Below are 26,192 nucleotides of genomic sequence, written 5' to 3' on the forward strand. Positions count from 1 at the left end.
AACATTGCCGAAGCTAGCATTTGGAATCACCACACATGAATGTTCGAGCCGGATGCAAGATTGCTAGGCCACCCACCTGGCCTCCTGGCCCAGGTGGGTGGCACGGTGGGCCTATGGCCGAACGAGGCCGCTCCCGCCTTGCTGGGGCACCTACGAATTTTCGTAGGTGGTGGCGTCACGGCACCTGAAGGGCCACTCGTCACGCCAAGATCACGGCGTTCTGAAACTGGAAGCATACGACTACTCCGGCGGCTTTAGCTGGGGATTTGTTACGTCCGCTATTAAGTCGCTAAAGTCCACCATGCCGTCGAGAGAAGAAGAGGGGCCACTCACTGGCATGAGCGGCCCCTCACCCGTCGGCACACGCTATTCACCACTGCTACAGGAGAACCCATGCGTCCAACGGAGAAGGTTATGGTCCCACGCCCCGGACTGCGTATCGACCTCATCCCTCGCGAGCTGCCGCTCATCCTCATCGGCTTCGGCGGCGCGACCCTTGCCATCTGGGTCGGCGCCGAGACCGTCGGGGTCGTCCCGCTGGCCTTCCTGGTGTCGGTCCGCGTGAGGATCCGCCGCATCTAGGCGCGACGGCCCGGAGACGGCCCACCCCCACCAAAAAGCCCCCGACCTTGCAAGAAACCGCAGGTCGGGGGCTTACTGGCGTCGAGTTACTTCTTCTTGCCCTGGTTCTTGACGGCCTCGATCGCCGCCGCGGCCGCCTCCGGGTCCAGGTACTTGCCGCCCGGTGTCACCGGCTTGAAGGACGCGTCGAGTTCGTAGTACAGGGGGATGCCCGTCGGGATGTTGAGGCCCGCGATGTCGGCGTCGGAGACGCCGTCCAGGTGCTTGACGAGGGCGCGGAGGCTGTTGCCGTGGGCCGCGACCAGGACCGTGCGGCCGGCGAGGAGGTCCGGGACGATGCCGTCGTACCAGTACGGGAGCATGCGGACGACGACGTCCTTCAGGCACTCCGTGCGGGGGCGCAGCTCCGGGGGGATCGTGGCGTAGCGGGGGTCGTCCGACTGGGAGAACTCCGTGCCGTCCTCGAGCGGGGGCGGCGGGGTGTCGTAGGAGCGGCGCCACAGCATGAACTGCTCCTCGCCGAACTCCGCGAGGGTCTGGGCCTTGTCCTTGCCCTGGAGGGCGCCGTAGTGGCGCTCGTTCAGGCGCCAGGAGCGGTGGACCGGGATCCAGTGGCGGTCCGCGGACTCCAGTGCGAGCTGGGCGGTGCGGATGGCGCGCTTCTGGAGGGACGTGTGGACCACGTCGGGCAGGAGGTCGGCGTCCTTCAGGAGTTCGCCGCCGCGGACTGCCTCCTTCTCGCCCTTCTCGTTGAGGTTGACGTCCACCCAGCCGGTGAACAGGTTCTTCGCGTTCCATTCGCTCTCGCCGTGGCGGAGGAGGATCAGCTTGTACGGTGCGTCGGCCATGCGTATGAGCGTAATCCACGCCTTCGATCCGGGCGGTGCCCGCTCGACAGACGGACGGTTGACGGGATCTGTTAATTGGGTGGCTCCCGGTCACCTCGGTTTCGTAAGTTGTGCTCACCAGCTGAGCCACTTACACGCACGGGGGACCGTCCATGCCACTCGCCACCCTGAGACGCGCCACCCGCGAGACCGTCTCCGGGCTCCCCCGCACGTTCTGGTGGCTGTGGACCAGCACCCTCGTCAACCGCCTGGGCGCCTTCGTCGCCACCTTCATGGCCATCTATCTCACCCTCGACCGCGGCTACTCCGCCTCCTACGCCGGTCTCGTCGCCTCGCTGCACGGGCTGGGCGGAGTCGTCTCGTCGATCGGGGCCGGGGTCATGACCGACCGGCTCGGGCGGCGGCCCACCCTCCTCGTCGCGCAGTCCGCCACCGCCGCCTCCGTGGCGCTGCTCGGGTTCATGCACCACCCCGTCGCCATCGCCGCCGTCGCCTTCCTGGTCGGCATGGCCTCCAACGCCTCCCGGCCTGCCGTGCAGGCGATGATGGCCGACATCGTGCGGCCCGAGGACCGGGTCCGGGCCTTCTCCCTCAACTACTGGGCCATCAACCTCGGTTTCGCCGTCTCCTCCATGGGCGCCGGGTTCATCGCCGAGTACAGCTATCTCGCCGGCTTCCTGATCGAGGCCGGGATGACCGCCGTCTGCGCGGTCGTCGTCTTCCTCAAGCTGCCCGAGTCCCGGCCCGGGACGGAGAAGGCCACCGCCACGCCCGACGACGTCCGCCTGGTCACCGTGCTGCGCGACGGGCGGTTCATGAGCGTCGTGGGGCTGTCCTTCCTGGTCGCCGTGATCTTCCAGCAGGGTTCGATCGGGCTGCCCGTCGCGATGGGCGAGGCCGGGTTCACGCCCGCCGACTACGGACTGGCCATCGCCCTCAACGGCGTCCTGATCGTCGCGCTGCAGATCCCGGTGACCCGTTTCATCCAGGACCGGGATCCCCAGCGGCTCCTGGTCGTCTCGTCCCTGCTGGCGGGATACGGCTTCGGACTCACCGCCTTCGCCGGGTCCGTCGGCCTCTTCGCCCTCACCGTGTGCGTGTGGACCCTGGGCGAGATGATCAACGCGCCCACCCAGACGGGGCTCGTCGTCCGTCTCTCCCCCACCCACGGCCGCGGCCGCTACCAGGGCATGTACACCCTGTCCTGGTCGGTCGCCGCCCTCGTGGCACCCCTGATGTCCGGTTTCGTCATCGACCGGTTCGGGGCGGAGTGGCTGTGGGGGCTGTGCGCGGTCGTCGGGACGGTGGCGGCGGTGGGGTACGCGGCACTGATGCGGCACCTCTCCGAGGGGACGGCCGCCGAGACCGCCGTGACCGCAGTGACCGCAGTGACCGCAGTGATCGAGAAGTCCGCCGCCACGAAGGCCAGCCCGGCCTGACGGCCGGTTCGGTATGACACCGGTTCGGTATGACGGCCGGCTGAGGCTGAGGGCATGCCGGGCCCGACGACCGGTTCGGCCCGACGGCCGGCTGGGCCTGACGGCCGGCTTGGCACCGTGACCTCACGGCTGGCCCGGCGCGATGACGGCCCGGGGCGATGACCAGCCCACCCGACCCCTCACGGATGCATCCGCGCCCCCTTGAGCACCTTGTCCACGGCATTGCGCGGCCCGTAGACCGCGAGTCCCACCAGGTCCAGCTCCCCCGTCGACACCGCCCGTACCGCCGCGCGGTTGTCCCGGTCGTTGCCCGTCGCGAAGAGGTCGCTCGTGAAGAGCGCGCGCGGGAGCGAACGGGACAGCACGCGCGTGTGGGCCGCCGTCAGCGTCTCCTTCGTGCCCTCGAAGACCAGCACGGGCTGCCGGAACATCGGCAGGTAGGGCACACCGTCGGCGTCCTCGTAGGGCTCTCCGAGCACCTCGGGGGCCTGGGTGCTCAGGCCGCTGACGAGGAACGCGGTGACGTTCAGGCGCTGCCAGGTCTCCAGGTCCTCGCGCAGCAGGACGGCGATCTTGGTGTCGAAGCGGATGGGTTCAGTACTCATGGAACGAGACTCGCGGGCGTCGTACGACCTCGTCTTGTACGTTCTTTGCATGGCCACCCGGGAGAACGTCACCGCGTGGCGTCCCACGGTCCCGGGCGTCACCGAGGTCTTCCACGCCCACTTCACCGAGTACGCGTATCCGATGCATGTGCACGAGGCGTGGACGCTGCTCATCGTGGACGACGGGGCCGTACGGTACGACCTCGACCGGCATGAGCACGGGACGCCGGACGACACCGTGTCGCTGTTGCCGCCGCACGTCCCGCACAACGGCTCGCCCGCCACTCCTGACGGCTTCCGCAAGCGGGTTCTCTACCTCGACCACACCCACCTCGGCGACGACCTCATCGGGCCCGCCGTCGACGGCCCCGATCTGCGCGATCCCGTACTGCGGCAGCGGGTGGGGCAGTTGCACACGGCGCTGACCGCGCCCGGTGAGGAGTTCGAGGCGGAGAGCAGGCTGACGCTCATCGGCGACCGGCTCAGGACCCTCCTACGGCCGCCGCCGCACGCCGGGCCCGCGCGCCGCGACCCCGCCCTCGCCCGCCGACTGCGCGAGCTCCTCGACGAGCGGGTCGTGGAGGGGCTGTCGCTGGAGGAGGCGGCAGGGGTCGTACAGGCGCATCCGGCGCATCTCGTACGGGCGTTCAGTGCCGCCTACGGCATCGCGCCGCACCAGTACCTCAACTCCCGCCGTGTCGACCGGGCCCGGCGGCTGCTGCTCTCGGGGCAGGCCCCCGCGGAGGTCGCCGTGCTCACCGGTTTCCACGACCAGGCCCATCTCACCCGGCACTTCAAGCGACTGGTGGGGGTGACGCCCGGGCGCTATCGCAACAGCGTCGGGAGATCGACGGAAGGCGTCCGTCCGGTGATCGGCGCGGGTTAGCGTCGCCGGCATGGATGACAGACAGAACTCCTTACCGTTCAGACGTCTCTCCGTGGCCGTCGCGGGCGCGGCCGCCCTGGTCGCCCTCAGCGTCGGTGGCGCCATCGCCGCGAGCTCGGCCGACGAGCCCAGCGCCGAGCCGAGCGTGTCGACCACCCTCCCGCCGGACGGGGATTCGGGCGGCACCGACGGCGGCACGGTCGGCGGCAGCGGCGGCGGGGACGAGGGCACCACCGGCGGCTCCGACCCCAGCCCGAGCCCCACCTCCCCGGACGAGCCCCCGATCACGGACGGGCCCACCGAAGAACCCTCCACGCCCAGCGAGCTGGAGGAGCTCAACCGCCGGATCACCGAGCTCGACAGGAAGATCGACGAGCTGCCCACCAAGAAGGAACTGGCCGACGCGCTACGGGCCATGGCGGACCAGCTGGACAAGCCGGGTTCGCCCGGGGATCCCGGCGAGAGCCACGAGCCGACCGACGACCCGCAGCCGACCGACTCCCTGCCGCCCAACGAGTCGTAGGCCGCGAGCGCTGTTTCAGTCCTGCGAGCGCTGGGTCAGATGCGCGAACGCGTCCAGGTTGCGCGTCGACTCGCCCCGGGCCACCCGCCACTCGTACTCCTTGCGGATCGCGGTGGCGAAACCCAGCTCCAGCAGGGTGTTGAAGCTGCCGTCGGCCGCCTCCAGGACCTGGCCGAGGAGGCGGTCGACCTCGTCGGGGGTGACCGCGGCGAGCGGGAGCTTGCCGGCGACGTAGATGTCACCGAGCCGGTCGACGGCGTAACTCACGCCGTACAGCTTGAGGTTGCGCTCCAGGAGCCAGCGGTGGACGCCGGGTTCGTTCTCGTCGGGGTGGCGGATGACGAAGGCGTTCAGGGAGAGGGAATGGCGGCCGACGAGGAGCGAGACGGTCGTCTTCAGCTTGCGGGTGCCGGGGAGCTGGACGACGTAGTTGCCGGGTGCGGGGCTCTCCCACTCGACCTCGGCGTCCTTGAGAACACCCTCGATGACCTGCGCTGCCTTCTCTGCCTCAGCCATGGTGGGAGCGTACGTGACGCCGGTACGACTGCGCCGCGGCCACGTACACGTCCGCCGTCGCGGCGGCCGCGGTGTCCCAGCCGAAGGACTGGGCGTGCCGGGCCGCCGCCTCGCCCATGCGGGGCGTGAGCGCCGGGTTGTCGGCGAAGTCGCGCAGCACGCGCGCGTAGGCGGCCGGATCGTGTCCGCGTACGAGGAAACCGGTCCGTTCGTCGGCCACCGCGACCGGCAGCCCGCCGACCGCCGCCGCGAGCACCGGGGTGCCGGCCGCCTGGGCCTCTATGGCGACCAGGCCGAAGGACTCGCTGTAGGAGGGCATGACCAGCACGGACGCGGCCCGGAACCAGTCGGCGAGCTGCTCCTGGCCGACGGGCGGGTGGAACCGTACGACATCGGCGATGCCGAGGCGGGAGGCCAGTTTCTGCAGGCCCTCGGGTTTGGCGAGGCCGCTGCCGCTCAGGCCGCCGACGACCGGGACGAGGATGCGGGAGCGCAGGTCGGGGCGCTGGTCGAGCAGTACCGCCACGGCTCGCAGGAGGATGTCCGGGGCCTTCAGGGGCTGGATGCGGCCCGCGAAGAGGGGGATCAGGGCGTCCTGGGGCAGACCGAGACGGGCGCGGGCCGCCGTACGGCCGTCCGCCGGGCGGAACCGCTCGAGGTTCACGCCGGGGTGGACGACGGCGACCTTGGCGGGGTCGGCCGCGTAGTGGTGCACGAGTTCCTCGCGCTCCTCGGCGGTGTTCGCGATGAGGCGGTCGGCGGCGGCGACGATCTGGGTCTCGCCGATGACGCGGGCGGCGGGCTCGGGGGTGTCGCCGTCGGCGAGGTTGGCGTTCTTGACCTTGGCCATGGTGTGCATGGCGTGCACGAGCGGGGTGCCCCAGCGCTGGGCGGCGAGCCAGCCGACGTGGCCGGAGAGCCAGTAGTGCGAGTGGACCAGGTCGTAGTAGCCGGGGCGGTGGCCGGCCCAGGCCTGCATCACGCCGTGCGTGAAGGCGCACAGCTGGGCGGGGAGGTCCTCCTTGTTGAGGCCCTCGTAGGGGCCCGCGTCGATGTGGCGGACCAGGACACCCGGGGCCATCTCGACGGTGGGCGGGAGACCGCCCGTCGTCGCGCGCGTGAAGATCTCGACCTCGATGTTGATCGCGGCGAGGCGCTGCGCGAGTTCCACGATGTAGACGTTCATGCCGCCCGCGTCGCCGGTGCCCGGCTGGTGGAGCGGTGAGGTGTGCACGGAGAGCATGGCGACGCGGCGGGGGCGGCGGTGCAGGCGCAACCGGTGGGGTGCGGCCTGGGAGCGACGCTGGAGCCTGCTGACGTACTGGCTCACGTGGCGTTCCTCCTTGCAGCGGGCATGCCGGACGGAGGGCGTGGGGCACCCTCCAGGGGAGGCAACACCGGAGGAGCGCATTCCCATTCCGGGCGGGGCGGTTTTTGCCGAGGCATTACCAGGTGTCGCTCAACCGTTCGATGGTGGGGCGCGTCGCGGGATGGATGGGGGCGGTGGGGTGCGGGGGGCGTGGGTCGATACCGGGCGGCCGACCGACCAGTAGACCCTGTACGGACGCGGCACACTGCCGGCGCCGGCCCTTCGCCGGCCCTTGGCCCCGTGGCCGCCGCATACCCTCGTAGGCATGACATCCCGCGCCGCCTCCCGCCCTGTGGGCACGGTCACGCGCGGGACGACCAACCCCAACCGGCTGCGCCGCATGGACCGCTGGATCGCGGCCGCCCACGGCGCCGAACTGCGCCGGGCCGCCGATCCGGTCGCCGTCGACCTCGGGTACGGGGCCGCGCCCTGGACCGCCGTCGAGCTGCTCGCCCGGCTCCGCGAGAACGCTCCACGCACGCGCGTGGTCGGCGTCGAGATCGAACCGGCCCGGGTGGCGGCGGCGAAGCCTTACGAGAGGGAGGGGCTCGTCTTCCGGCACGGCGGGTTCGAGATCCCCCTCCCCCAGCGGCCGCTGCTCATCCGGGCGGCCAATGTGCTGCGCCAGTACGACGAGGCCGAGGTGGCCGCCGTGTGGGAGCGACTGTGTGCCCGGCTCGCTCCGGCCGACCCCGCGCGAGGCTCGCGCGGCGGGCTGCTCGTCGAAGGGACCTGCGACGAGATCGGACGCCGGCACGTGTGGGTCGCACTCGGTCCGGAGGGGCCGCGGACGGTCACCTTCGCGACCCGGCTGGGCTCCCTGGAGCGGCCCTCCGACCTCGCCGAGCGCCTGCCGAAGGCGCTGATCCACCGCAACGTACCGGGCGAGCCGGTGCACTCCTTCCTGCGCGACTTCGACCGCGCGTGGTCAGCCGCCGCGCCCTACGCGTCGTACGGCGCCCGACAGCGATGGATCCGCACGGTACGGAACCTGACGACCGCCTGGCCGGTGGTGGACGGACCTGCACGGTGGCGGCAGGGGGAAGTGACGGTGGCTTGGGGGGCGTTGGCGCCGCGGGGGGTGGCGGTGGGGTGAAGGCCGGGGTTACGGGGGGTGGTTGCGGTGGTTGCGTGAGGCCGGGGTTCCGAGGGGCGGTCGCGCGAACACCGGGGGCTCCGCCGGGGGTCGTGGTCGAGTGAACACCGGGGCTCCGCGCGGGGGGTGGCGGTGGCGTGAACACCGGGGCGCCCCGCGGAGTGCCGCGCGCACGAGCGCCGGTGCACCAGGCAGGTAGGGGTGCCGACCCATCAACACCGGCCCGCCGCCCAGAGTGCCGCTCACATCACCAGCCTCGCGCCACTCGAAGGGTCGCGCGAGGCGGTGCACCTCGCAGGGTGCTGCTCATGCGAACGCCCCGCGCCGCGCCGCCCAGGATGCCGCCCACGTCGCCCGAGGCCCGCCGCGCAGTGTGCCGCGCGCACGAGCGCCGGTGCACCCCGCACGGCGCTGCCCCCACCAACACCCGCCGACCGCACACAGCGCCGCTCACATCAACACCCGGACGCCGCTCGGAGTGCCGCGCGCACCAACGCCGGTACACCTCGAAGGGCGCCACTCGCACCAACACCGGCCAGTCGCGAAGAGAGCCGCTCATATCAACAGCCGCGCGCCGCGCAGGGGTGCCGCCGCATCAACACCCAGCCGGCCGCACGGAGCGCCGCGCACGAACGCCGGTACACCCTGAGCGGCACCGCCCCCACCAACACCCCGCGCCGCACTGGTGAACCCGCTCCGGGGTACCGACCCGCCGGGAACGATCTGTGTGAGTCGTTCGTCACACAGGCGGGGAGATCGTCTTCGCGGGGCGGCGAGAGGGGGATGCACCGGGAAGCGCCGGGTCGCGAAGGGGTGCGTCGGGGAGACACACCTCTGTCGCTTTCGGCCATGACGTGGCACGATCCCCCGAGCGCCGTAAGTTACTGACGGTAAATCAGCTTTGGGGGCAAGGGTATGGGGACGGGCAAGCGCGGTCTGATCGCGACGGCCGTGACCGTGATCGGCGCGGTGGCCGTGCTGGCGGCGCCGGGTACCGCCTTCGCCGCCCCGAGTCCGACACCCAGCCCCACCGCCTCGCCGACCGCCGTGACCAACAAGGACATCGAGGCCGTACGCAAACAGCTCGACGCGCTCTACCACGACGCGGCCGTCGCCACCGACGCCTACAACGCCGCCGAGGAGAAGGCCGAGCAGCAGTCGGCGCAGATCGTCGCGCTGGCCCAGAAGATCGTCAAGGGCCAGGAGAAGCTCAAGAAGCTGAAGGCCCGCGCGGGCGCCGCGGCCGCCGCCCAGTACCGCACCAACGGCCTGCCGGACGGGGCCCAGCTGGTGCTGAGCGACGATCCGCAGGAGTTCCTGGACGGCACCGGCCGCGTCCTCCAGGGCCAGCGCGCCACCAAGGCCCTCATCGCGGAACTGACCCGGACCCAGCAGGACTTGAAGCAGTACGCCGAGGACGCCTCCGCCCAGTGGACCAAGCTGGAGGCGGGCCGCAAGGCGAAAGCGGCGGCCAAGAAGAAGGTCGAGCAGCAGATCGCGGCGGCCGAGAAGCTCGAGTCCCAGCTGGAGGAGAAGGAGAAGAAGCGCCTCGCCGAACTGCAGGAACAGGCCGCCCACCAGGCGCAGACCGCCTGGCTGGACTCCGGCATCCTCGACGAGATCGGCGGCAAGGCGAGCGCGGCCGGGAAGACCGCCGTCGCCTACGCGACGAGTCAGATCGACAAACCGTACGAATGGGGCGCCGAGGGCCCGGACTCGTACGACTGCTCCGGACTGACCTCACAGGCCTGGGCGAGCGCCGGCAAGCCCATTCCGCGCACCTCGCAGGAGCAGTGGAAACAGCTCAAGCACGTCGACGTCAAGGACATGCGGCCCGGCGACCTGATCATCTACTTCGACGACGCCAGCCATGTGGCGATGTACCTCGGCGACGGCGCGATCGTGCACGCGCCGCGGCCCGGGCGGACGGTGACGATCGCCGGGGCGGGCTCGATGCCGATACTCGGAGTCGTGCGGCCGGACGCGTGAGCGTCGCCGGGCGACCCGCGTGAGACCTGGGTCATGTGATGCGGGGCACGCCTGACGGCTTCGCAAACCTGCCGCGAACGTGACGTTCGTCATCCCCACGACACCCGTCACCTGTCCAACTGCGGTGGATAACGCGGCATATGACAGTGGCCACCGGCCAAGCAGCGTGTCTCACGCCATTCCTTTCCCGGCCCGGCACCCGCTATGGTCCCCGTCGGTGGATCGAGACCCCTCGCTCCACCATGCCCTCGGGGGGAGGGAAGGAATCCGAGACCATGCCCGTACCCATACCGCGGCAGCGAGCGATCCCGGCCGTGGAGAGTGGTCAGGCGCCGGCCGCACCCCAGGACGACCCCTCCAAAGAAGCCCCGCGCAAGGAAGTCACGGTCGACCACAACGCCGCCACCCAACTGAGCCTGCTGGTGATCGAGGACGATCCCGGCGGGTCCACGGTCGTCCCCGAACTCCTGGACTCGACCGGCAGGCCGATCCGCGTCCGCACCGCCCGCAACCTCACCGAGGCGGAGCGACTGCTCACGGACGACGTGCACTGCATCCTGCTCGACCTCGCGCTGCCCGCGCCCGGCCGTTCCGCTGACGGCGACGAGCTCGCCGTACTCCGTCATGTCCTGGAGCTCGCACCCCGGCACGCCGTCCTCGCGCTCACCGCGTCCGGCGACGCCGAGCGCGGTGCGGAGGCGGTGCGGGTGGGCGCCCAGGACTACCTCTTCCGCGACGAGCTGGACGGACGGCTGTTGAGCCGGGCGATTCGTTACGCGGTCGAACGCAAGCGTTCCGACACGGCGGAGCGCAGGCTCGCCGAGGGACGGGTACGGGCGCAGGAGAACCGGCGCCTGGAGCGCGGGCTGCTGCCCACACCGCTGCTGGAGGGATCGTCGCTGCGGTTCGCCGCGCGATACCGGCCGGGCCGCTCACGGGCGCTGCTCGGCGGTGACTTCTACGACGTCGTACGGACCCCCGACGGGACCGTGCACGCGATGATCGGTGACGTCTGCGGGCACGGCCCCGACGAGGCGGCGCTCGGCGTGGAGCTGCGGATCGCCTGGCGTGCGCTGACCCTGGCGGGGCTGTGCGGCGACGAGCTGCTCGGCACGTTGCAGGAGGTGCTGGAGCACGAGCGCTCCGACGACGAGATCTTCGCGACGCTGTGCACGGTCGACATCGCACCGGACGGACGACGGGCCGGGCTGTGCCTCGCCGGGCATCCGTCACCGCTGGTGGCCCGGCCGGGGCGGCCCGCGCGACTGCTGCCGTACGACAACAACGGCCCCGCGCTGGGGCTGCTGCCGGGCGCCCGCTGGCCTCGGATGCAGGTGGAGCTCGGGGCCGAGTGGAGTCTGATGCTCTACACCGACGGGCTGATCGAGGGGCGTGTCGGAGAGGGCAGGGAGCGGCTGGGGCAGGACGGGATGGTGTCCATGATCCGCCGCCAGCTGTCCGAGGGGCTGCGGGGAGAGGCGTTGCTGCGGGCCGCGGTGAACGAGGTGCGGTCGCTCAACGGCGGCGAGTTGGCGGACGACGTGGCGGTGCTGCTGCTCGACCGGGAGACGTGACGGCGGAGCGGGGGCTCGTCGTCACGGGTCCATCGCGGCTCGTCACGGGTCCATCGCGGCTCGTGGCGGGTCCGTCGCGGGTCATCGCACGTCCGCCGCGGTCCATGGCGCATCCGCCACGGGTCATCGCACGTCCGCCGCGGGTCGTTGCATGTCATTGGGCGACGGCGTCGCGCCCACGCGGCGGAGCCGCACATCGACACGGCCCCACACCCCTGCCCGCCCCTGACGGGCGCGCTTCTAGCGGCCCCCGTTGTACGGGCCGTAAGGGCCGTCACTGCTCGAACCCCTGCCCCGGCCGCTGCGGCCGCCACCCGGGAGGGCTCGGATCGCCGGACGTACGTCGACCATGTAGACGATCGTCGCGACGAGACCGATGATCGGCAGGAACGACAGGATGTTGAAGATCAGGTTCACCACGAAGGCGAGCCCGAGGATGATCAGCCAGAAGGGCTTGGTCTTCTTGTCGGCCGCGCGATAGGCGTCCTCACGGCGAATGGCGGCGTCGAACAGCGCGAAGCCGCTGAAAACGATCAGGGCCATGCTCAGCAGCCACATGAAGCCTGCGAACCCCTGCATCAGCACAACGTCCACCACCCGACTCGGCTCGTCAATTCGCGATTACGCGGTCACCGTACCCGTTCCCGCAAGCTCGCTACCCGCACAACGGGCCGGGCACTCGGTAAGTGCCCGGCCCTGAGTCCTGAAGTGTCCCGCGGTGCCTTACTTGGCGGGCGGGGTCTTCTTCGCCGTGGTGGTCTTGCGCGGCGTGGGCTTCTTGGCGGTGGTGGCGGTGGTGGCGGTCGCGGTCTTCTTCGCCGGAGCCGCGGCGGCGGGCGTGACCGGCTTCGCGACCGGCTTCGCCACCGGGGTCGCGGGCGCCTGGTCCTTGACCGGCTCGGCGTTCGGCTCGACGGCGATGGCCAGTTCCTCGATCTCCTCGGCGGCCTCGCCACGCCAGGTCCTGACGGCCTGCTCGCCGTGCTCGGCGACCTTCTCGTAGGTCTCGCGGGCCTTGACGGCGTACTCGGCGGCGACGCCGACGCTGCGCAGAGCGAGGTCCTGGGCGGACTCGCCGAGCTTCTTCAGGTCCGAGTCGATCGTGGTCCCGAGCTTCTTCAGGTCGCCGTCGAGGCTGCTGATGAACTCGCCGACCTTGGACTGCAGGGTCTCCTGCGTCTCCTTGACCTTGGCGCCGGCCTCCTTGGCACGGGCCTGGGCCTTCTCCTGGACCGCCTTCGGGTCGGTGCCGCGCACGGCCTCGATACGGGCCGGCGCCTCGGCGCGGAGCTGCTCCACCAGACCGGGCACCTTCTTGGCCTCCTGGAGGGCCAGGTCACCGGCGCCGGCGAGGAAGTAGAGCGGGGTCGGGTCCTTGACGGCCTTGCGGATGTCGTCGGTGATGGCCATGGTGATGGTCCTCCCGGGTTGCTTTCTGATGAGGGTTTTGGGTCCCGCGGCGCCTGTCGGCGTGTGCCGGGCCGTGGCGAGCCGTGTCGGGCTCAACTGGCCGTCTGCTGCGGGTCGGCGTCGCTGCCGTCGGTCTTGGGGGGCTTGCGGGTGGTGCGGGGTTTGCGGGTGGTGCGGGGCCGGCGGGCCTCCGGTATCGCGGTGTCACCGTCCGGGCCGCCGTCGTCCGGGACGTCGCCGTCCCGAAGGCCCTCCTGGGCGTCCGCCGTACCGTCGCCCGTACGGTCGCCCGGGCGGTCGCTCTGCCCGTCGCCCGGCGCGGGGGCCGCGTCCGGCGGGGCGACCTCGAAGCCGTTCTCCTTGCGGAAGGACTCGTAGATCTGGAGCAGCACCTGCTTCTGCCGCTCGTTGAGCGTGGGATCGGCGAGGATGACCGCACGTGTCTCCACGTCGTCCCGGTCCCGCTCGGCGTCGAGGATGCCGGCCCGCACGTACAGCGTCTCGGCGGAGATCCGCAGGGCCTTGGCGACCTGCTGCAACACCTCCGCGCTCGGCTTGCGCAGCCCGCGCTCGATCTGACTCAGATACGGATTGGACACCCCGGCGGCATCGGCGAGCTGCCTGAGCGACAGCTGCGCAGTGCGCCGCTGCTCACGCAGATAGTCACCGAGATTGCCGACGTTGAGCGATGCCATGCGTCCACTGTGCACCACCCGCGCTAACTATTGCAAGCATCCGCTTGCAATAGTGCGCCACGCCACTCGGACGGCGGAGCGGACAGCCGACCCCGGCGTTTCGGCTTCCTTGCGCGACCCGTTGCCTTCGACCGAGGAGCCGCGAACCCTTGATCAGCGGGTGGGGAACGCGTCCAGAGCAAGATCCCACTGGTCGGCCGCGTGGAGCAGGGCAGTTGTAGTCCCCTCACAACACGTCAGCACAACAGGCATCCGCGCGACTCCTGCTCAAGCGGGCCCTGCGAGGATGCAGCCGTGGACGCCTCAGATCTCCTCGAAGCGCTCATCTCCTCCCTGGCCCGCGAGGAGAGCGTGTACGCGCGCTGGTGCTGGAGTTCGGGAGCCGATCTCGCGCACCACGTCCATGACCTCGCGAAGGCCGCCGAGGCCGACTGGGCTCACGAGGCGGTGCGGGGCGCCACCGGACCGACCACGCTCATGGAGATCGAGTCGGCCCTTCGCCCGGTCACGCGTGACACAGCGACCGACTTGATGGTCAACCTCTCGATCGGCAGCCTGGTCTTCCCCGGACACCCGGCGCGCGACCACACGCGGGCGAGACGGACCGCGGCGAAGGCGATCTCGATTCTGGGCCCGGGGTCGCAGTGGTTCTCCAACATCGACGGTTCTTGGGAGAACGGACGCGCATGGAAACCGGTCACCAGGCACACCTTCGACGGCGTGGTCGCCGGCCGGGGAAACGGACTCGTCGTCGCACTCCTGCAAGTCGGCGAGGACTGAGGCCCTGAGGACTGAGGACCTGGGGGCCTGAGGACCGCGGGAAGCGTTGCACCACGGATGTGGCCACGGGGCGGTGCCTAAGATCGTCGGCATGGCGCTGCGACCGGTTCAGGTGAACGTGAAGGCCGTTGACGGCTCGGCGGTCGGCCGGTTCTGGGCGGAGGCGCTCGGGTGGAGTGCTTACAGTCCCGGGGTGACCACCTACGTCGGCCCCGCGGGCGGCCTCGTGTGGCCGGACCCGGTCTCCCTCGGTATCGACGTCGTTCCCGTCCCGGAACCCAAGACGGCGACGAAGAACCGCCTGCACCTCGATCTCGCCACCACCTCCGCCGCCCATCAGGCCGAGTTGGTCGCGCGTCTGAGGGCTCTGGGCGCGACGCCCGCCGACATCGGTCAGGGCGACGTGCCGTGGACGGTCCTCGCCGACCCCGAGGGCAACGAGTTGTGCGTACTGGAGCCCCGGGAGGTCTACCGGGGCACCGGGCCGATCGCCGCCGTGGTGGTGGACTGCGTGGATCCGCGGGCCATGGCCCGGTTCTGGGGCGCGGCGATGGACTGGACCGTGCACGAAGTGACCGACGACCAGGCGGCGTTGCGTTCCGCCGAGGGTGTGGGCCCCTATCTCGAGTTCCTCCGCACGTCCGACGTGAAGACCGTGCCGGACCGCGTCCATCTCGACCTGCTGCCGTACGCCGGTGACGACAAGGCCGCGGAGGTGGCCCGGCTGCGTGCCCTCGGCGCCACCGACCTCGACCTCGGCCAGGGCGACGTCCCGTGGACGTGTCTGTCCGACCCGGAGGGCCACGAGTTCTGCGTCCTCGCCCTGTCCTGACGCGGAACCTCGACGCCGCGCCCCGGCTGATCCCGTGGCACGCGACGCTCGGCGCCCGGGGTTCTTTGACGATCTCGTACGTGCTGAGGAACCAGCCGTCGAACAGTCCGCGCTGGTCCGCGCGAGCAGCTTCGCCACGCGGCAGTCACCAGTCTCTTGCCGTCGGCGGTCAGGCACGAGTTCCGCCCTCGGAACGCGTAGCGCCTTGGTGTCCTCCTCGGAGGATCGCCTGTTGCGGTGTGACGACGCCGGCGGGCTCGCGCAGGTGACATCCCTAGGGCCGCCGCGCCACGAAGACCAGCTCCTTGCCCGGCCGGTCCGGCGCGTCCCGTACGTCCTCCACCATGAACCCCCGAACGCCCAGTTCCGCCTCGATCTCCTCCCGCTCCCGGAAACGCAACGTCGAGTCCGAGGTGAGCGTCCGCCCGTCCGAGGCGAACACATAGGTCCACCGGAACGTCACCAACTGTCCGTCCACACAGCTCACTTCGACCCAGCTCTCCACCGCTCCGGCCCCGGGCACATCCGTCACGGCGTACGACGCCTCCCGGTTCCACTGCTCCCAGGCCCGCCGCGCCGGATCCCGCGTCTCGAACACCAGCCGTCCGCCGGGCCGTAGCGCCGCGTACGCTCCGCGCAGGGTGTCCCGCCAGGCATCCGGTTCTACGATCTGCTGGGCGACGTTGGCCGTCATGGTCACCAAGTCGACGCTGAGGTGCGGCAGTTGGGAGGCGTCGCCGTGGATCCAGCGCACCCGCTCACTCCCCGGCTTCCCCCGGGCCACGTCGAGCGAGGCCAGCGCGGGATCGACCCCGACGACCTCGACGCCCCTCCCGGCCAGCAGCAGCGCGAACACCCCTGTCCCGCAACCGAGGTCCAGCACCTGCCGTGCCCCGAACTCCTCCACCATGCGGACATACGCGTCGAGGTCGCTGCGATCGGGATCGAGCGCGTCGTAGATCGCGGCCAGCCGCGGATGAGTGAAGCCTTCGTCAGCCATGCGGGCGACCGTAGGGGAGCGGGGCTCGGCCGGCCACTCGACATCGTCCGGTCACCGTCCCCCGCTCGTCAGCCACTCCTCCAGCATCGCGAAGTCCCCCTCGGTGAGCCCCACTTGGTGATCGACTCGGTGCAGGGCAGCCCGTTCGGGATGGTGGGCCGCCACCCAGGACCGGTCGGCGTCGGTGATCTCGTCGTCGACCCAGACGAACGGTCGTCCGGCCGCCCAGGCGACCAGAGGGCGCGTCTTCCAGTGCAGGCCGCCCGTCTCGTCGTCGTCCACGTCCGGCCAGTCCACGAGCGGCAGCGCGGGCAGACCGAGCCAGGGCGCCAGAACGGCATTGGCGTCCTCGCCCCAGGTCGTGGCCCACACCAGCGCACAGCCCAGCGATGTCAGACGGGCGCCGAGCGTGGGGTCCACACGGGCCAGCAGCGGATGGCCGGTGACGGCATCCGGCACCGCGAAGGCCGGCTCGTACAGCGGATACGGCCCCGCCGCCCCGAACGGCAGCAGCGTCCCGTCGACATCCAGGAAGAGAAGCACGCTCACCCCGCAAACTCGGTGGTCTCGGTCGCGCCCCGGACGCTACCCTGCGTGCATGACTGCCGGGTCGGCCTTGTGCCGTGAGCGAGTTGGGTGCCCGGCCTCTGAGTGAGGCCGATGGGGGTCCCCCCGCTCGAGCGCAGTCGAGAGTGGGGGAGGGCGAGAAGCCCGCCGCTTTCTCTGAGTCGTCCAGGAAATGACCGGAGACCAGAGAGAGCAGAGAGAGTGACCAACCCCATCCAGGACTTCAACCAGCGAATCATCGACGAGTTCCGCGCGAACAACGGCCGGGTCGGCGGCCCCTTCGAGGGCGGCCGCCTGATCCTCCTCACCACCACCGGCGCCCGCACCGGCACCCCGCACACCACCCCCGTCGCATACCTCCCCGACGGCGGCGACCGCATCCTCGTGATCGCCTCGGCGGGCGGCTCACCGCGCCACCCCGACTGGTACCGCAACCTCGTTGCACACCCGCACGTCACGGTGGAGAGCGGGGTGTTCACGTACGAGGCGCAGGCGGTCGTCCTGGAGGGCGAGGAGCGGGACCGGGCCTTCGCGCGGGCCGTGGAGTCGGACCGCGGCTGGGCCGTGTACCAGGAGAAGACCGACCGCGTCCTCCCCGTGGTCGCCCTGCAGGAGATCGCCCGCCCGGGCCCACCGAACATCAACGCCTCGTCCCCCGGTGAGGCCATCAAACTGGTCCACGACGCCTTCCGCCGCGAACTCGCTCTGCTCCGAAAGGAGTTGTCCTCCGATAACAGCACCCTCGGCGCCCAACTCCGTGTCAACTGCCTGACGTTCTGCCAGGGCCTGCACAACCACCACACCGGTGAGGACGTGGCGATGTTCCCGCTCCTGGCCGACCGCCATCCGGAGGCCGCCCCGGCCCTCGACCGTCTGCGTGCCGAGCACGAGCGCATCGCGGCGCTGGTCGAGGAGTTGCGGGAGGCGCTCTCGGGCACGAACCTCGACACCGTCCGCAAGGAGGCCGACCGCCTCACCGCCGACCTGGAGTCCCATCTGACGTACGAGGAGGAGCAGTTGATGCCTCTGCTCGACGGCATCTGACCCACCTCCGGGGCGGCCGCCACCGCGCTAGAACGGCAGCGGCCGCCCGTGCACCACCACCAGTCGCGACACCGCCCGGGTCAGCACGACATACAGCCGGTGCAGCCCCCGTTCCTCCGCCTCCGCGATCGCCGCCGGCTCCACGGCCACGACATGGTCGTACTCAAGCCCCTTGACCACACCGGCCGGTACGACACTCACCCGCGCCCCCAGCTCGTCCGGCCCCGCGGCGGCGATCCCGGCCGCGGCGAGGGCCTGCCGTAGTCGGTCCACATCGGCATCGGCGGCGACGACCCCCACGGACCCTTCGTGCGCGAGCGATGCGCGTACGGCGTCCACGACCGCGCCAGGCAAGGCATCCGGAGAGGTGGGCCTGGTCCTCAACTCCCCGTCTCCGCGCAGGGATCGCCCTTCCGGCACCTCCACATCCAGCTGCGCGAGCAGCCGGTTGGCGAGCCCTACGACGGCCTGCGGCACCCGGAACCCGATGGTCAGCGGTACGACGGCCGCGTCCGGCTTGCCGAGATGGCGCAGAACGGTGTCCCACGAGCGGGCCGCCCAGGGCGTGGTCCCCTGCGCCAGGTCACCGAGCACGGTGAGGGACCCGAAACGGGCCCGGCGGGCGATCGCCCGGCACTCCATCGGCGACAGGTCCTGCGCCTCGTCGACGACGAGATGGCCGTACCCCTCAGGGTGCTCCACCAGCCCGGCGACCTCGTCGAGCAGCACCAGATCGGCCGCCGACCACCGCGCCGACTTCCACGACCTCGGCGGCTTGGCCCACAGCAGGTTCTTCTGCTCCTCGGCGTCGAGAACCCCCTCGGCGGCGGCCGCCAACTCCGCGCCGTCACCGAGCAGCTCTGCCACCACCTCCTCGGGCCGCGCCTTGGGCCACACGGCGTCGAGGAACGCCCCGATCACCCGGGACCGCGAAACCCGCTGCACCCAGGCACCGTTCTGCGGCCCGGCCCGCCGCTCGGCCTGCAACTGCACGCTCCGCACCACCCGGCTGCGCACCCGCTCCCGCCCGATCCCGTACGGCGGTTCCTCCTGGCGTACGTCCGCCACGATCCGCCTGAGTTCTCCGGCACCGACCCGCCAGCTGTAGGAACCGTCCTTGATCTCCAGGGAGTTGACCTCTTCGGTCGACACACGGGCGTAGAGCGCCCGGCGCAGCACCTGCGCCGTCCGGGGGTCGTGCTTGAGGACGGCGGTGGGGTGGGCGTCGGTGGCGGTGACCGGGTGGCGGGCGATTTCGTCCTGAAGTGTGGACTGCCGCACCCCGCTCTCGCCGAGCGCGGGCAGCACCTGGGAGATGTAGGAGAGAAAGGTCCGGTTGGGCCCGAGGACGAGGAGCCCGCCGCGCCGCATGCGCTGCGGGTGGGTGTACAGGAGATAGGCGGCCCGGTGCAGCCCGACGGCGGTCTTGCCGGTCCCGGGAGCGCCTTGCACGCACACGGAGACGGCGAGGTCACTTCGTACGAGTTCGTCCTGCTCGGGCTGGATGGTCGCGGCGATGTCCCGCATGGGGCCGACGCGGGGCCGTTCGATCTCCCGGGTGACGATGTCGCTGACCTGCGGCGGCCCGCCGTCCTGGAGATGTTCGTCCTCCAGCCCGGTGAGATCGGCGGACTCCCCCTTGCTCCCCGGCGCCCACCCGAACCGCCGCCGCACCGCAACCCCCTGGGGATCGCCGGCGCTCGCCTGATAGAAGGCGCGGGAGACGGGCGCCCGCCAGTCGACGACGAGGGGCGGGGCGGCGGGATGCTCGGTGATCCGAAGCCGGCCCAGGTGATACGCCTGCCCGGCGTGGTCGCCGCGGTCGAACTCCAACTTCCCGAAGAACAGGGGCCCTTCGGGCAGCTCCCGCATCTCCTTGGCCTGACTGCGCAGCTGATAGCCGAGGACTTCGGCATCGGCCCCGGAGGCGGAGACGTCCTCACCGACGACGACCTGCTCCTGGGCCCCGTCGACCATGGCGGCGAGGGCGGTACGGCAACGGTCGTGGTGGTCGCGCTCGCGGCGGAGGGACTCTTTCAGGGGATCAGGAGCGGGGCCGGCTGAGGTCATGGGGATGATCGTACGCGAGAAACGTAACCGGGTTAAATTTATTACCTCCTCTCACTTCTTCATGAGCCACGGCAACCCGTCCGCGAGCACTCCGAACGCCCGCTCAGCCGCGGCCACCGCGTCCGCCCGCAGATCGTCGATACGCTCCCCCGCCGAGATCCGCCGCCAGTTCTCCATCGCGAGAATCCGCCGCACGGCGATGATCTGCCCGGCGGCCAGCCGCGCGTCGAGATCACCCCCGAGCACCTCGGCCAGCGCGGCCTCCTGCCGTTCCAGGTGGCCGTGGGCCCGGGCGACGAGGGCGGGGGTGCCGTAGAGCAGCGAGTGAAAGGAGAGCACACCCGGGTGATCATTGAGACCGGTGACCGGGTCGTTCCGCTCCAGCCCTGCAAGGAAATGCCGGCGCAGGGCGACCAGGGGCGGCTCCTGGGAGTCGGCCACGACCCGCGCGGCCTCGTCCTCATGATCGGCGATCCGGTGCAGGACCAGGTCCTCCTTGGCCGGGAAATACCGGAAGAGGGTCGGCTTGGAGATCTCGGCGGCAGCGGCGATCTCGGCGACGGAGACGGCGTCGAAGCCCTTCTCGAGAAACAGCCGGATGGCGATCTCCGACACGGTCTCGTACATCCGCTGCTTCTTGCGCTGGCGCAGGCCGGGGGCGGTCATGGGGGTGAGCCTACGCACCGGGCTCGGGAGTCAGGACGCCTGGAGCGAGGCGGCCTTCTTCGGCACTGCACGCCTGCGCAGTCCCAGAGAGCCGGTGGCGGCGGACAGGGTCATCTCGTACGCGTCCACGGCCCGCCGTACGTTCGGCGTGCTCAGTGCGGCCCCCGTCGTCATCCGGTCCAGGTCGACGTAGGCCGAGCGGATCTGCTCGATCCAGCGGTAGACGCGCCAGTCCCGCTCCCACCCCACGACACACTCGGCAGGAAGCTTCCTGCTCCAGCGGTCGAACATGCGCATCCGCATCTCCGTCCGCGCCGGCGTCAGGTGCAGATGACGCACGAGGTCGTACAGGGGATCGCCGATCATTCCCATCTCCCAGTCGATGATCGTCAGCCCGCCCCGGCGCCCGGCACGCACGAGATTCCAGGGGTTGAGATCACCGTGCAGCAGAACGGGGGTGCGCTCGGTCACCTCGTAGCGGCCGAGGATGCGCCGAAGCAGGTCGGCGTCCGGCAGGCCCCGCTCCGTGGCGGCTTGCAGGGTTTCGGCGGGAAGAGCGGCGACGAAGTCGGCAAGCCGTTCGGCCAGCCAGCGGTAGAACCCCCCCTCCGGCTCGTCCGACGGCAGGGACGAGTGATCCACCCTGGCGAGCGCGGCGAGTTCGTCGACGAGTTCGTCGGCCTCGGCGGGCAGCAGACCGTCCACGGGATGCTGGGGCGCCCGGCCGCCGGGGCCCTCGTACGTGTGGATCGCGACGTGGCGCCCGCGGTCGTCGTACCCGAGCGCCAGGATGCGCGGTGCCCGGACCTGTACGCCACGCTTCTCAAGCACTTGCAGTACGGCGTGTTCGGGAAGGAGCCCCTGCTCACGGCGCGGAGCCGCCGCGGTTTCGCGACGGACCACCACGGGGTCGGGGTAGCCCTCGAGACGGACGACGGTGTTGAGGTGAGCCGTCCCGCGGAAGACCCGGTCGGCGGGTGCGAGGCCCTCCACCGCCAAGGCACGGCGCACCAGAGCCGACGGAAAGTCGTCCCGCTCGTCGACCCGCTCGTCGCGCCGCCACTGGAACAGCGAGTCCGGCACCCTCTCGGCCTCCTGCGCGAGGCGCGCGGCCTGCCACCGGAACAGGGCGTCCGCGATCTCCTTCTCGGGCGGAACCTCGGACATGTCGAGCAGCCCGGCGGCGCGCTGCAGAGCCGTACCGATATCAGCGGCCGCCGCCCGCAGTCGGCGGTCCTCGACCGAGGCGCCGAGAGACTTCGCCGCGCGGATCACGTCGTCGTAGGCGGCGTGGATGCGCTCGAAGTCGACGTAGTACGGCAGGTCGCGGCCGAGGCCGCTGACGGCCAGTGGCCTGGTGCGCCGCATCTCGTCCATCCAGGCCTGCACGACCTCGCCCACCTGGTCCTCGGGGTACCGCATCCGCACCAGGTGGGCGGCGAGACCGTGCAGCGGGTCACCGTACGACGCCGAGGTCCAGTCGAGAAGGGCCACCGAGAGCTTGGGGCCCTGCAGGACGGTGACGTTGTCCCGGGCGAGGTTGGTGAGCAGGAGACCGTACGGCCGGCGGGACATGGCGGGGACCTGCTCGGCGAACCGGACCAGCCGGTCGCCCGGAACACCGAGTACCGCGAACAGCCCACCGATCGCGGTCCAGCCGGGGTCGAGCATCCGCCGCTTGGCCTGCCGCACGAGGGTGTCCAGATAGGCCCTGCTGTCCCTCTCGTTGCGCGACCACTCGGCGGGCAGCGGGGGCAGGGCCTCTTTGCGGACCAGCGTCAACTGTGCGAGAAACCGGGTCAGTGCCCCGACGGCCACGGAGTCGACGGGCTTGTCGGCGGGACAGGTTTCGGCCAGGCCGACGCCCCCTGCGCCGACGGATCGCACCAGCACTCCCGTGAAAATCTCACGGATATACCCATTCCGGCGGAACGCCGACAGAACGGCATTCCGGACTTCGCCCCCGCGGTCAGGCCAAGCCCCGATCGGCACCCGTGCTCCTGAGACGCTAGTTCTAGAATTGAAAGCAGTGCACATCTGAGAAAATTGATGCACACGATAGCGGCTCGCGCCCCTTCAGATGGCCGAATGCGTCCTTTGCAGCGAGACCTGTCGGACATGTCTGGGACGTGTCGGAGTTCTTAACGCCCCCGTGCCCGATTCGTCACGTGGCCTGTTATCGCCCGTCGAGTCGCACCCCATGACGTCGACGCACCACAGCACAGCGACGGTAATGGCCTCAGGGTCGGCTGGGCAGGACGTCCAGTACTTGCTTCATGGAGCGCACGACCACCTCGGCCCCGGCCTCCGTCAGGATCCGCTCCTTGTCCTCCCCGTTACGCGCGTAGCCCAGGAAGGCGACCCCCGCCTGACGGGCGGCGACGAGGTCGGTCGCAGCGTCGCCGATCATCAGCGTGCCCGAGGGCTCGGCTCCCATTGCCTTGATCGCCTCTTCCAGGCAATGCGGGTTCGGCTTCATCAGATCGAGGTTCGGCGTGCGGCCGTAGACGTGCGGGAAGCAGTTCGACAGCCCGCGGCTCTCCACATACGCGGCCGCTGCCGTGGCGGAGTTGTTGGTGGTGATGGCGAACCTCACGCCGTACGACCACCACGTCCTGATCAGCGGATCGGTGTGCGGGGTGGGCAACGCTTTCGGGACGGCCTTCAGTTCGCGCCGGGTGAGCCACTCCTCCAGTTCGAGGACCAGATCGCTGCCCGGGCGCCGTTCGTGGACACCTCGCAGGGCGTCCTGCGGGTCATGGCTGGATCGTTCCTGCTCGGTCAGCAGTCCGCCCATGCCCAACTGGTCCACTTTGGCGACCAGTTCACTGGCTATCAGGTGCGCCGGATACCCCGCGAACAACTGGCAGATCGGCCCATCCAGGTCCCAGAGCACATACCGAGCGGATGCGACCAGTGATGCGAGTCGTGCTGTCTCTGCTGTCACCGGTTCAGTGTGCGGCGTCTCAGGAGTCACTAGGAGAGTGTCAGGTCCGTCGTGATGGTTGCCCAGAGGGCGTCGAACCACTTCTGCGATTGCTCCACGAACGCGGCGTCGCGTTGGCCGGCGTTCTTGTCGAAGGAGAACAGCAGGGACTCCGTGCCGAGGACGTCGTACATGTCGAGCATTCCCGCGTCGGTGGCCTCCTCCCGGCGCGCGACCATGTAGTACGCGATCAACGCCTCCACGCCGTTGAGCAGGTACAGCTTCACCGGCGGAGTGAACGGCAGCGCGCGGAACGTGACCTTGACGTCGATCCCGTGGGAGGAGCGCAGGGAACGGAGATTGTGGCGCAGGACGTGACCCTGGGCATTGCGCATCTCCAGCCAGCGCTGGTGGACCGGGTTGTCGTCGTCGGGGGTCTCGACCGGGACCGGGAAGGCCAGGTTGATGTCGCGGGAGGGCAGCAGGATTCGGACGTCGATGGACTCGGGGTGGATCCGGCCCTCGTGGATGAGGCGGACCGGCTCGCTCAGGGCCACCATCAGGGTCTCCGCCGTGAGGCAGGCCGCGTCGATCCGGACCCGCGGACCGGCGAACGCGTCGGCCAGGCGGGGCGCCAGGGCCACCATCGTCGGCTGCGGGCCCCCCTGGGTGACCGGCACCTCCGCGATCCGCGGCGGGCTCCCCTTGCTCACATTGCTGAGCAGCCCGTCCTCCTGCAGCGCGCGCAGCGCCTGGCGGACCGCGCCCCGTTCCACCCCGAACTGCTCCGCGAGTTCGGCCTGTGTGGGAAGGCGGTCGCCGGCCTTGAGGTCGCCCGTGCGGATGCGTTCCCGCAGGGTGTCGGCGATTTCCTGGGACGAGAGCCTTCTGCTGCCGTTCACTGCCACGTTCTCCTGGGTCACGACCAAACGTTACAACTCCAATCCATCTATGGGGAGTTGTCTCGAAGTTGTTTATCAACTACCACCAAGTGGGGACAACATAGTTAGAGTTGGTTGCCAACTTGGTTAAGTTGGTGGAAGTTTTGCCTCCGCACTGCCCGTATCGCCCGCACGAAGCCCGAAGGGGGAACCACCATGCCGGCCCTCGCTCTCCTCTCCGCCGTCTTCGTCGTCGGCGTCGAGCAGACCCTGCAATGGAAGTACGGTGCCAGCGGCATCATCGGGATGCTCCTGCTCACCATCGGTATCAAGGCCAAGAACCCGGCGATCAGCTCGACCGGGGCCGTGGTGCTCGCTCTGCTGGTCGCGGGGCCTGCCCTATGACCCGAGCGCACCGGGATCCACCACTGTGGGAGACCTCAGTTCGTGAGCGCGAGCTCCGAACTGATCGTCTCCCACAGTGCGTTGAACCACAGGTGGGACTGCTCCACGAACGTCGTGTCCCGCAGGCCGGCGCCCTGCTCGAAGGCGAACAGCGTCGACTGGGTGCCCTCGGAGTCGTACAACTCCAGGTGCTCGTCGTCGATCTCCTCCTTGCGGCGGGTCAGTGTGTAGTAGGCGAACAGCGCCTCCGTGCCGTTGAGCAGGTACAGCTTCACCGGTGGCGTGAAAGGCAGGGCGCGGAAGGTGACGTGTACGTCGATGCCGTGCGTGGCGCGCAGGGCCAGGAGGTTGTGCTGGAGGACCTGCCCCTGCGCGTTGCGCTGGGCCAGCCAGCGCTCGTGGACCGGGTCGTCGTCGCCGCGACCGTCGACCCGCACCGGGAAGGCGAGGTCGACGTCCCGGCCCGGCAGCAGGACGCGGACGTCGACCTTGGCCGGATTCAGTCGTCCGGCGTGGATCTGACGCAAGCCCTCACCGATGGCGAGGTTGAGGGACACCGACGTCAGGCACAGGGCATCTATCTCGACGTGCGGGGCGGCGAAGGCGGCGGCGATGCGGGGGCCCAGGGTGACCATCGTGGGCTGTGGCACGGCTCCGGGGCCGCTGATCGTCCTGCTGAGACCCAGGTCGGGGGCTACGGTCGCCGGGCTTCCCTTGGAGACGTTGGTGAGCAGGTGTTCCGTCTGCAGCAGGTACAGCGCCTGCCGTACGACCCCCCGCTCGACGCCGAACTCGTCGGCCAGCCGCGCCTGTGTGGGCATGCGCTGACCCGCCCGCAGCCTGCCGGACCTGATCCGGGCGCGGAGTTCGTCGGCCACCTCGCGATGTGTCTTCTGTGGCCGCTGCGACCTCTTCCGTCCATTGACGGAGGCGTGTTTCGGGTCCACGACCAAACACTACAACTTCCCGCCAAGTTTGGGCAGTTCACCGGAAGGTGGTTATGAGCCGCTTCCAAGCGGAGATAAGTACAGTGAAGTTGGTCGCCAACTTGGTCAACCTTGAGAAACATGGTCAAAACTTCACAGGGTTGGCCACCTCGGTGGTCGACAGGAGCCACCGTCCCGAAGGGGGACCGTCATGCCGTTCATCGCTGTCGCCATCGCCTCCCTCGCTGTCGGCTTCGAAGCGCTCGTCCAGTGGAAGTGGGGCGCGATGGGCATCATCGCGTTCCTCGCCCTGACCATCGGCGTCAAGTCGAAGAACGTCGCGATCGGCGGCATCGGAGCGGTCATCCTCGTGATGCTGCTCGCCCAGTCCGGATGACGCCCGCTCCTATCGGGCCCAGGATCCGGCTGACCGGGCTCCTCCCTGGAGGGGAGCCGGGAGCCCGGTCGGTCTGCACAGCCACAACTGAACACCGACAACTGAACAGCAGCGTCAGCTGCATCCACCCGCACAGCCACAACTGAACAGCCACAACTGAACAGCT

Annotated in this window: 27 protein-coding genes; 12 read left to right on the plus strand and 15 right to left on the minus strand. The window is 70.2% G+C overall.

Annotated elements, in window-relative coordinates:
• The first annotated feature begins 414 nt into the window (after window positions 1-414).
• Window positions 415-582: a hypothetical protein gene (locus ABZT02_RS30820; RefSeq protein WP_356023213.1), complete on the plus strand. Its 168-nt coding sequence runs from the start codon at window positions 415-417 to the stop codon at window positions 580-582.
• Window positions 583-668: 86 nt separating this feature from the next.
• Here ABZT02_RS30820 and ABZT02_RS30825 read toward each other — a convergent pair whose 3' ends face one another.
• The gene (locus ABZT02_RS30825; RefSeq protein ID WP_356023215.1) at window positions 669-1,430 is read right to left on the minus strand and encodes a phosphoglyceromutase; all 762 of its coding nucleotides are present in this window, start codon (window positions 1,428-1,430) and stop codon (window positions 669-671) included.
• Window positions 1,431-1,582: 152 nt separating this feature from the next.
• Between ABZT02_RS30825 and ABZT02_RS30830 the strand changes: the two genes are divergently transcribed.
• On the plus strand, window positions 1,583-2,869 hold the full coding sequence (locus ABZT02_RS30830; protein WP_356023217.1) for an MFS transporter: 1,287 nt from the start codon (window positions 1,583-1,585) through the stop codon (window positions 2,867-2,869).
• A 179-nt stretch (window positions 2,870-3,048) separates the two neighbouring features.
• On the opposite strand, the gene ABZT02_RS30835 is transcribed toward ABZT02_RS30830, so the two are convergent.
• Window positions 3,049-3,474 carry a DUF2000 domain-containing protein gene (locus tag ABZT02_RS30835; RefSeq protein WP_356023220.1) on the minus strand — a complete coding sequence of 142 codons (426 nt, stop codon included), beginning with the start codon at window positions 3,472-3,474 and terminating at the stop codon, window positions 3,049-3,051.
• Between the two features lie 49 nt (window positions 3,475-3,523).
• Here ABZT02_RS30835 and ABZT02_RS30840 point away from each other — a divergent pair, with 49 nt between their 5' ends.
• A complete protein-coding gene (locus ABZT02_RS30840) occupies window positions 3,524-4,360 on the plus strand; it encodes an AraC family transcriptional regulator (RefSeq protein ID WP_356023223.1) in 837 nt (278 codons plus the stop codon).
• Between the two features lie 10 nt (window positions 4,361-4,370).
• The gene (locus ABZT02_RS30845; protein ID WP_356023225.1) at window positions 4,371-4,883 is read left to right on the plus strand and encodes a hypothetical protein; all 513 of its coding nucleotides are present in this window, start codon (window positions 4,371-4,373) and stop codon (window positions 4,881-4,883) included.
• A gap of 15 nt (window positions 4,884-4,898) precedes the next feature.
• Here the strand turns inward: ABZT02_RS30845 and ABZT02_RS30850 are convergent, their stop codons facing one another.
• Together ABZT02_RS30850 and mshA are read right to left on the minus strand one after the other, a co-directional pair.
• Window positions 4,899-5,399: a YbjN domain-containing protein gene (locus ABZT02_RS30850; RefSeq protein ID WP_356023227.1), complete on the minus strand. Its 501-nt coding sequence runs from the start codon at window positions 5,397-5,399 to the stop codon at window positions 4,899-4,901.
• On the minus strand, window positions 5,392-6,729 hold the full coding sequence (mshA, locus tag ABZT02_RS30855; protein WP_356023229.1) for a D-inositol-3-phosphate glycosyltransferase: 1,338 nt from the start codon (window positions 6,727-6,729) through the stop codon (window positions 5,392-5,394). Before mshA ends, ABZT02_RS30850 begins: the two co-directional genes overlap by 8 nt.
• 304 nt (window positions 6,730-7,033) lie before the next feature.
• Between mshA and ABZT02_RS30860 the strand changes: the two genes are divergently transcribed.
• From ABZT02_RS30860 to ABZT02_RS30870, 3 genes are all read left to right on the plus strand, one after another.
• Complete coding sequence (locus ABZT02_RS30860; protein WP_356023232.1) at window positions 7,034-7,864, plus strand: class I SAM-dependent methyltransferase; 831 nt, start codon at window positions 7,034-7,036, stop codon at window positions 7,862-7,864.
• Between the two features lie 915 nt (window positions 7,865-8,779).
• Window positions 8,780-9,853, plus strand: a complete 1,074-nt coding sequence (locus tag ABZT02_RS30865; RefSeq protein ID WP_356023236.1) for an NlpC/P60 family protein — start codon at window positions 8,780-8,782, stop codon at window positions 9,851-9,853.
• Between the two features lie 275 nt (window positions 9,854-10,128).
• Window positions 10,129-11,427 (plus strand): SpoIIE family protein phosphatase, encoded by a 1,299-nt coding sequence (locus ABZT02_RS30870; RefSeq protein WP_356023238.1) that lies wholly within the window; start codon window positions 10,129-10,131, stop codon window positions 11,425-11,427.
• Between the two features lie 240 nt (window positions 11,428-11,667).
• On the opposite strand, the gene ABZT02_RS30875 is transcribed toward ABZT02_RS30870, so the two are convergent.
• The 3 genes from ABZT02_RS30875 to ABZT02_RS30885 form a co-directional block, all read right to left on the minus strand.
• The gene (locus tag ABZT02_RS30875) at window positions 11,668-12,006 is read right to left on the minus strand and encodes a DUF2516 family protein (protein WP_082319565.1); all 339 of its coding nucleotides are present in this window, start codon (window positions 12,004-12,006) and stop codon (window positions 11,668-11,670) included.
• 144 nt (window positions 12,007-12,150) lie between these two features.
• Entirely contained in the window at window positions 12,151-12,837 is a 687-nt protein-coding gene (locus ABZT02_RS30880; protein ID WP_356023240.1) for a hypothetical protein, read from the minus strand.
• A gap of 92 nt (window positions 12,838-12,929) precedes the next feature.
• Complete coding sequence (locus tag ABZT02_RS30885) at window positions 12,930-13,532, minus strand: helix-turn-helix transcriptional regulator (RefSeq protein ID WP_356023242.1); 603 nt, start codon at window positions 13,530-13,532, stop codon at window positions 12,930-12,932.
• A gap of 294 nt (window positions 13,533-13,826) precedes the next feature.
• Between ABZT02_RS30885 and ABZT02_RS30890 the strand changes: the two genes are divergently transcribed.
• On the plus strand, window positions 13,827-14,312 hold the full coding sequence (locus tag ABZT02_RS30890) for a hypothetical protein (RefSeq protein WP_356023245.1): 486 nt from the start codon (window positions 13,827-13,829) through the stop codon (window positions 14,310-14,312).
• A gap of 91 nt (window positions 14,313-14,403) precedes the next feature.
• Window positions 14,404-15,144 carry a VOC family protein gene (locus ABZT02_RS30895; protein ID WP_356023247.1) on the plus strand — a complete coding sequence of 247 codons (741 nt, stop codon included), beginning with the start codon at window positions 14,404-14,406 and terminating at the stop codon, window positions 15,142-15,144.
• Between the two features lie 274 nt (window positions 15,145-15,418).
• Here the strand turns inward: ABZT02_RS30895 and ABZT02_RS30900 are convergent, their stop codons facing one another.
• Window positions 15,419-16,144, minus strand: coding sequence for a class I SAM-dependent methyltransferase (locus ABZT02_RS30900; protein WP_356023250.1), 726 nt, complete (start codon window positions 16,142-16,144; stop codon window positions 15,419-15,421).
• Window positions 16,145-16,195: 51 nt separating this feature from the next.
• On the minus strand, window positions 16,196-16,687 hold the full coding sequence (locus ABZT02_RS30905) for an HAD domain-containing protein (RefSeq protein ID WP_356023420.1): 492 nt from the start codon (window positions 16,685-16,687) through the stop codon (window positions 16,196-16,198).
• A gap of 225 nt (window positions 16,688-16,912) precedes the next feature.
• Here ABZT02_RS30905 and ABZT02_RS30910 point away from each other — a divergent pair, with 225 nt between their 5' ends.
• A complete protein-coding gene (locus tag ABZT02_RS30910; RefSeq protein ID WP_356023252.1) occupies window positions 16,913-17,755 on the plus strand; it encodes a nitroreductase/quinone reductase family protein in 843 nt (280 codons plus the stop codon).
• Window positions 17,756-17,782: 27 nt separating this feature from the next.
• Here ABZT02_RS30910 and ABZT02_RS30915 read toward each other — a convergent pair whose 3' ends face one another.
• The 5 genes from ABZT02_RS30915 to ABZT02_RS30935 form a co-directional block, all read right to left on the minus strand.
• Window positions 17,783-19,825 (minus strand): AAA family ATPase, encoded by a 2,043-nt coding sequence (locus ABZT02_RS30915; RefSeq protein WP_356023254.1) that lies wholly within the window; start codon window positions 19,823-19,825, stop codon window positions 17,783-17,785.
• Between the two features lie 51 nt (window positions 19,826-19,876).
• On the minus strand, window positions 19,877-20,491 hold the full coding sequence (locus ABZT02_RS30920) for a TetR family transcriptional regulator (protein WP_356023256.1): 615 nt from the start codon (window positions 20,489-20,491) through the stop codon (window positions 19,877-19,879).
• A gap of 30 nt (window positions 20,492-20,521) precedes the next feature.
• Window positions 20,522-22,378 carry an aminoglycoside phosphotransferase family protein gene (locus ABZT02_RS30925; RefSeq protein ID WP_356023258.1) on the minus strand — a complete coding sequence of 619 codons (1,857 nt, stop codon included), beginning with the start codon at window positions 22,376-22,378 and terminating at the stop codon, window positions 20,522-20,524.
• 352 nt (window positions 22,379-22,730) lie between these two features.
• Window positions 22,731-23,438, minus strand: a complete 708-nt coding sequence (locus tag ABZT02_RS30930) for an HAD family hydrolase (protein ID WP_356023260.1) — start codon at window positions 23,436-23,438, stop codon at window positions 22,731-22,733.
• A gap of 29 nt (window positions 23,439-23,467) precedes the next feature.
• Window positions 23,468-24,346 (minus strand): winged helix-turn-helix domain-containing protein, encoded by an 879-nt coding sequence (locus ABZT02_RS30935; RefSeq protein ID WP_356023262.1) that lies wholly within the window; start codon window positions 24,344-24,346, stop codon window positions 23,468-23,470.
• A 168-nt stretch (window positions 24,347-24,514) separates the two neighbouring features.
• Here ABZT02_RS30935 and ABZT02_RS30940 point away from each other — a divergent pair, with 168 nt between their 5' ends.
• On the plus strand, window positions 24,515-24,703 hold the full coding sequence (locus tag ABZT02_RS30940; protein WP_053851924.1) for a hypothetical protein: 189 nt from the start codon (window positions 24,515-24,517) through the stop codon (window positions 24,701-24,703).
• 35 nt (window positions 24,704-24,738) lie between these two features.
• Here the strand turns inward: ABZT02_RS30940 and ABZT02_RS30945 are convergent, their stop codons facing one another.
• Entirely contained in the window at window positions 24,739-25,656 is a 918-nt protein-coding gene (locus tag ABZT02_RS30945; protein ID WP_356023265.1) for a GntR family transcriptional regulator, read from the minus strand.
• 184 nt (window positions 25,657-25,840) lie between these two features.
• On the opposite strand from ABZT02_RS30945, the gene ABZT02_RS30950 reads away from it, so the two are divergent.
• Window positions 25,841-26,026, plus strand: a complete 186-nt coding sequence (locus ABZT02_RS30950; RefSeq protein WP_356023267.1) for a hypothetical protein — start codon at window positions 25,841-25,843, stop codon at window positions 26,024-26,026.
• The last annotated feature ends 166 nt before the right edge of the window (window positions 26,027-26,192 follow it).

Source organism: Streptomyces sp. NPDC005402, from assembly GCF_040606575.1.
In the GTDB taxonomy this organism is placed as follows: Bacteria; Actinomycetota; Actinomycetes; order Streptomycetales; family Streptomycetaceae; genus Streptomyces.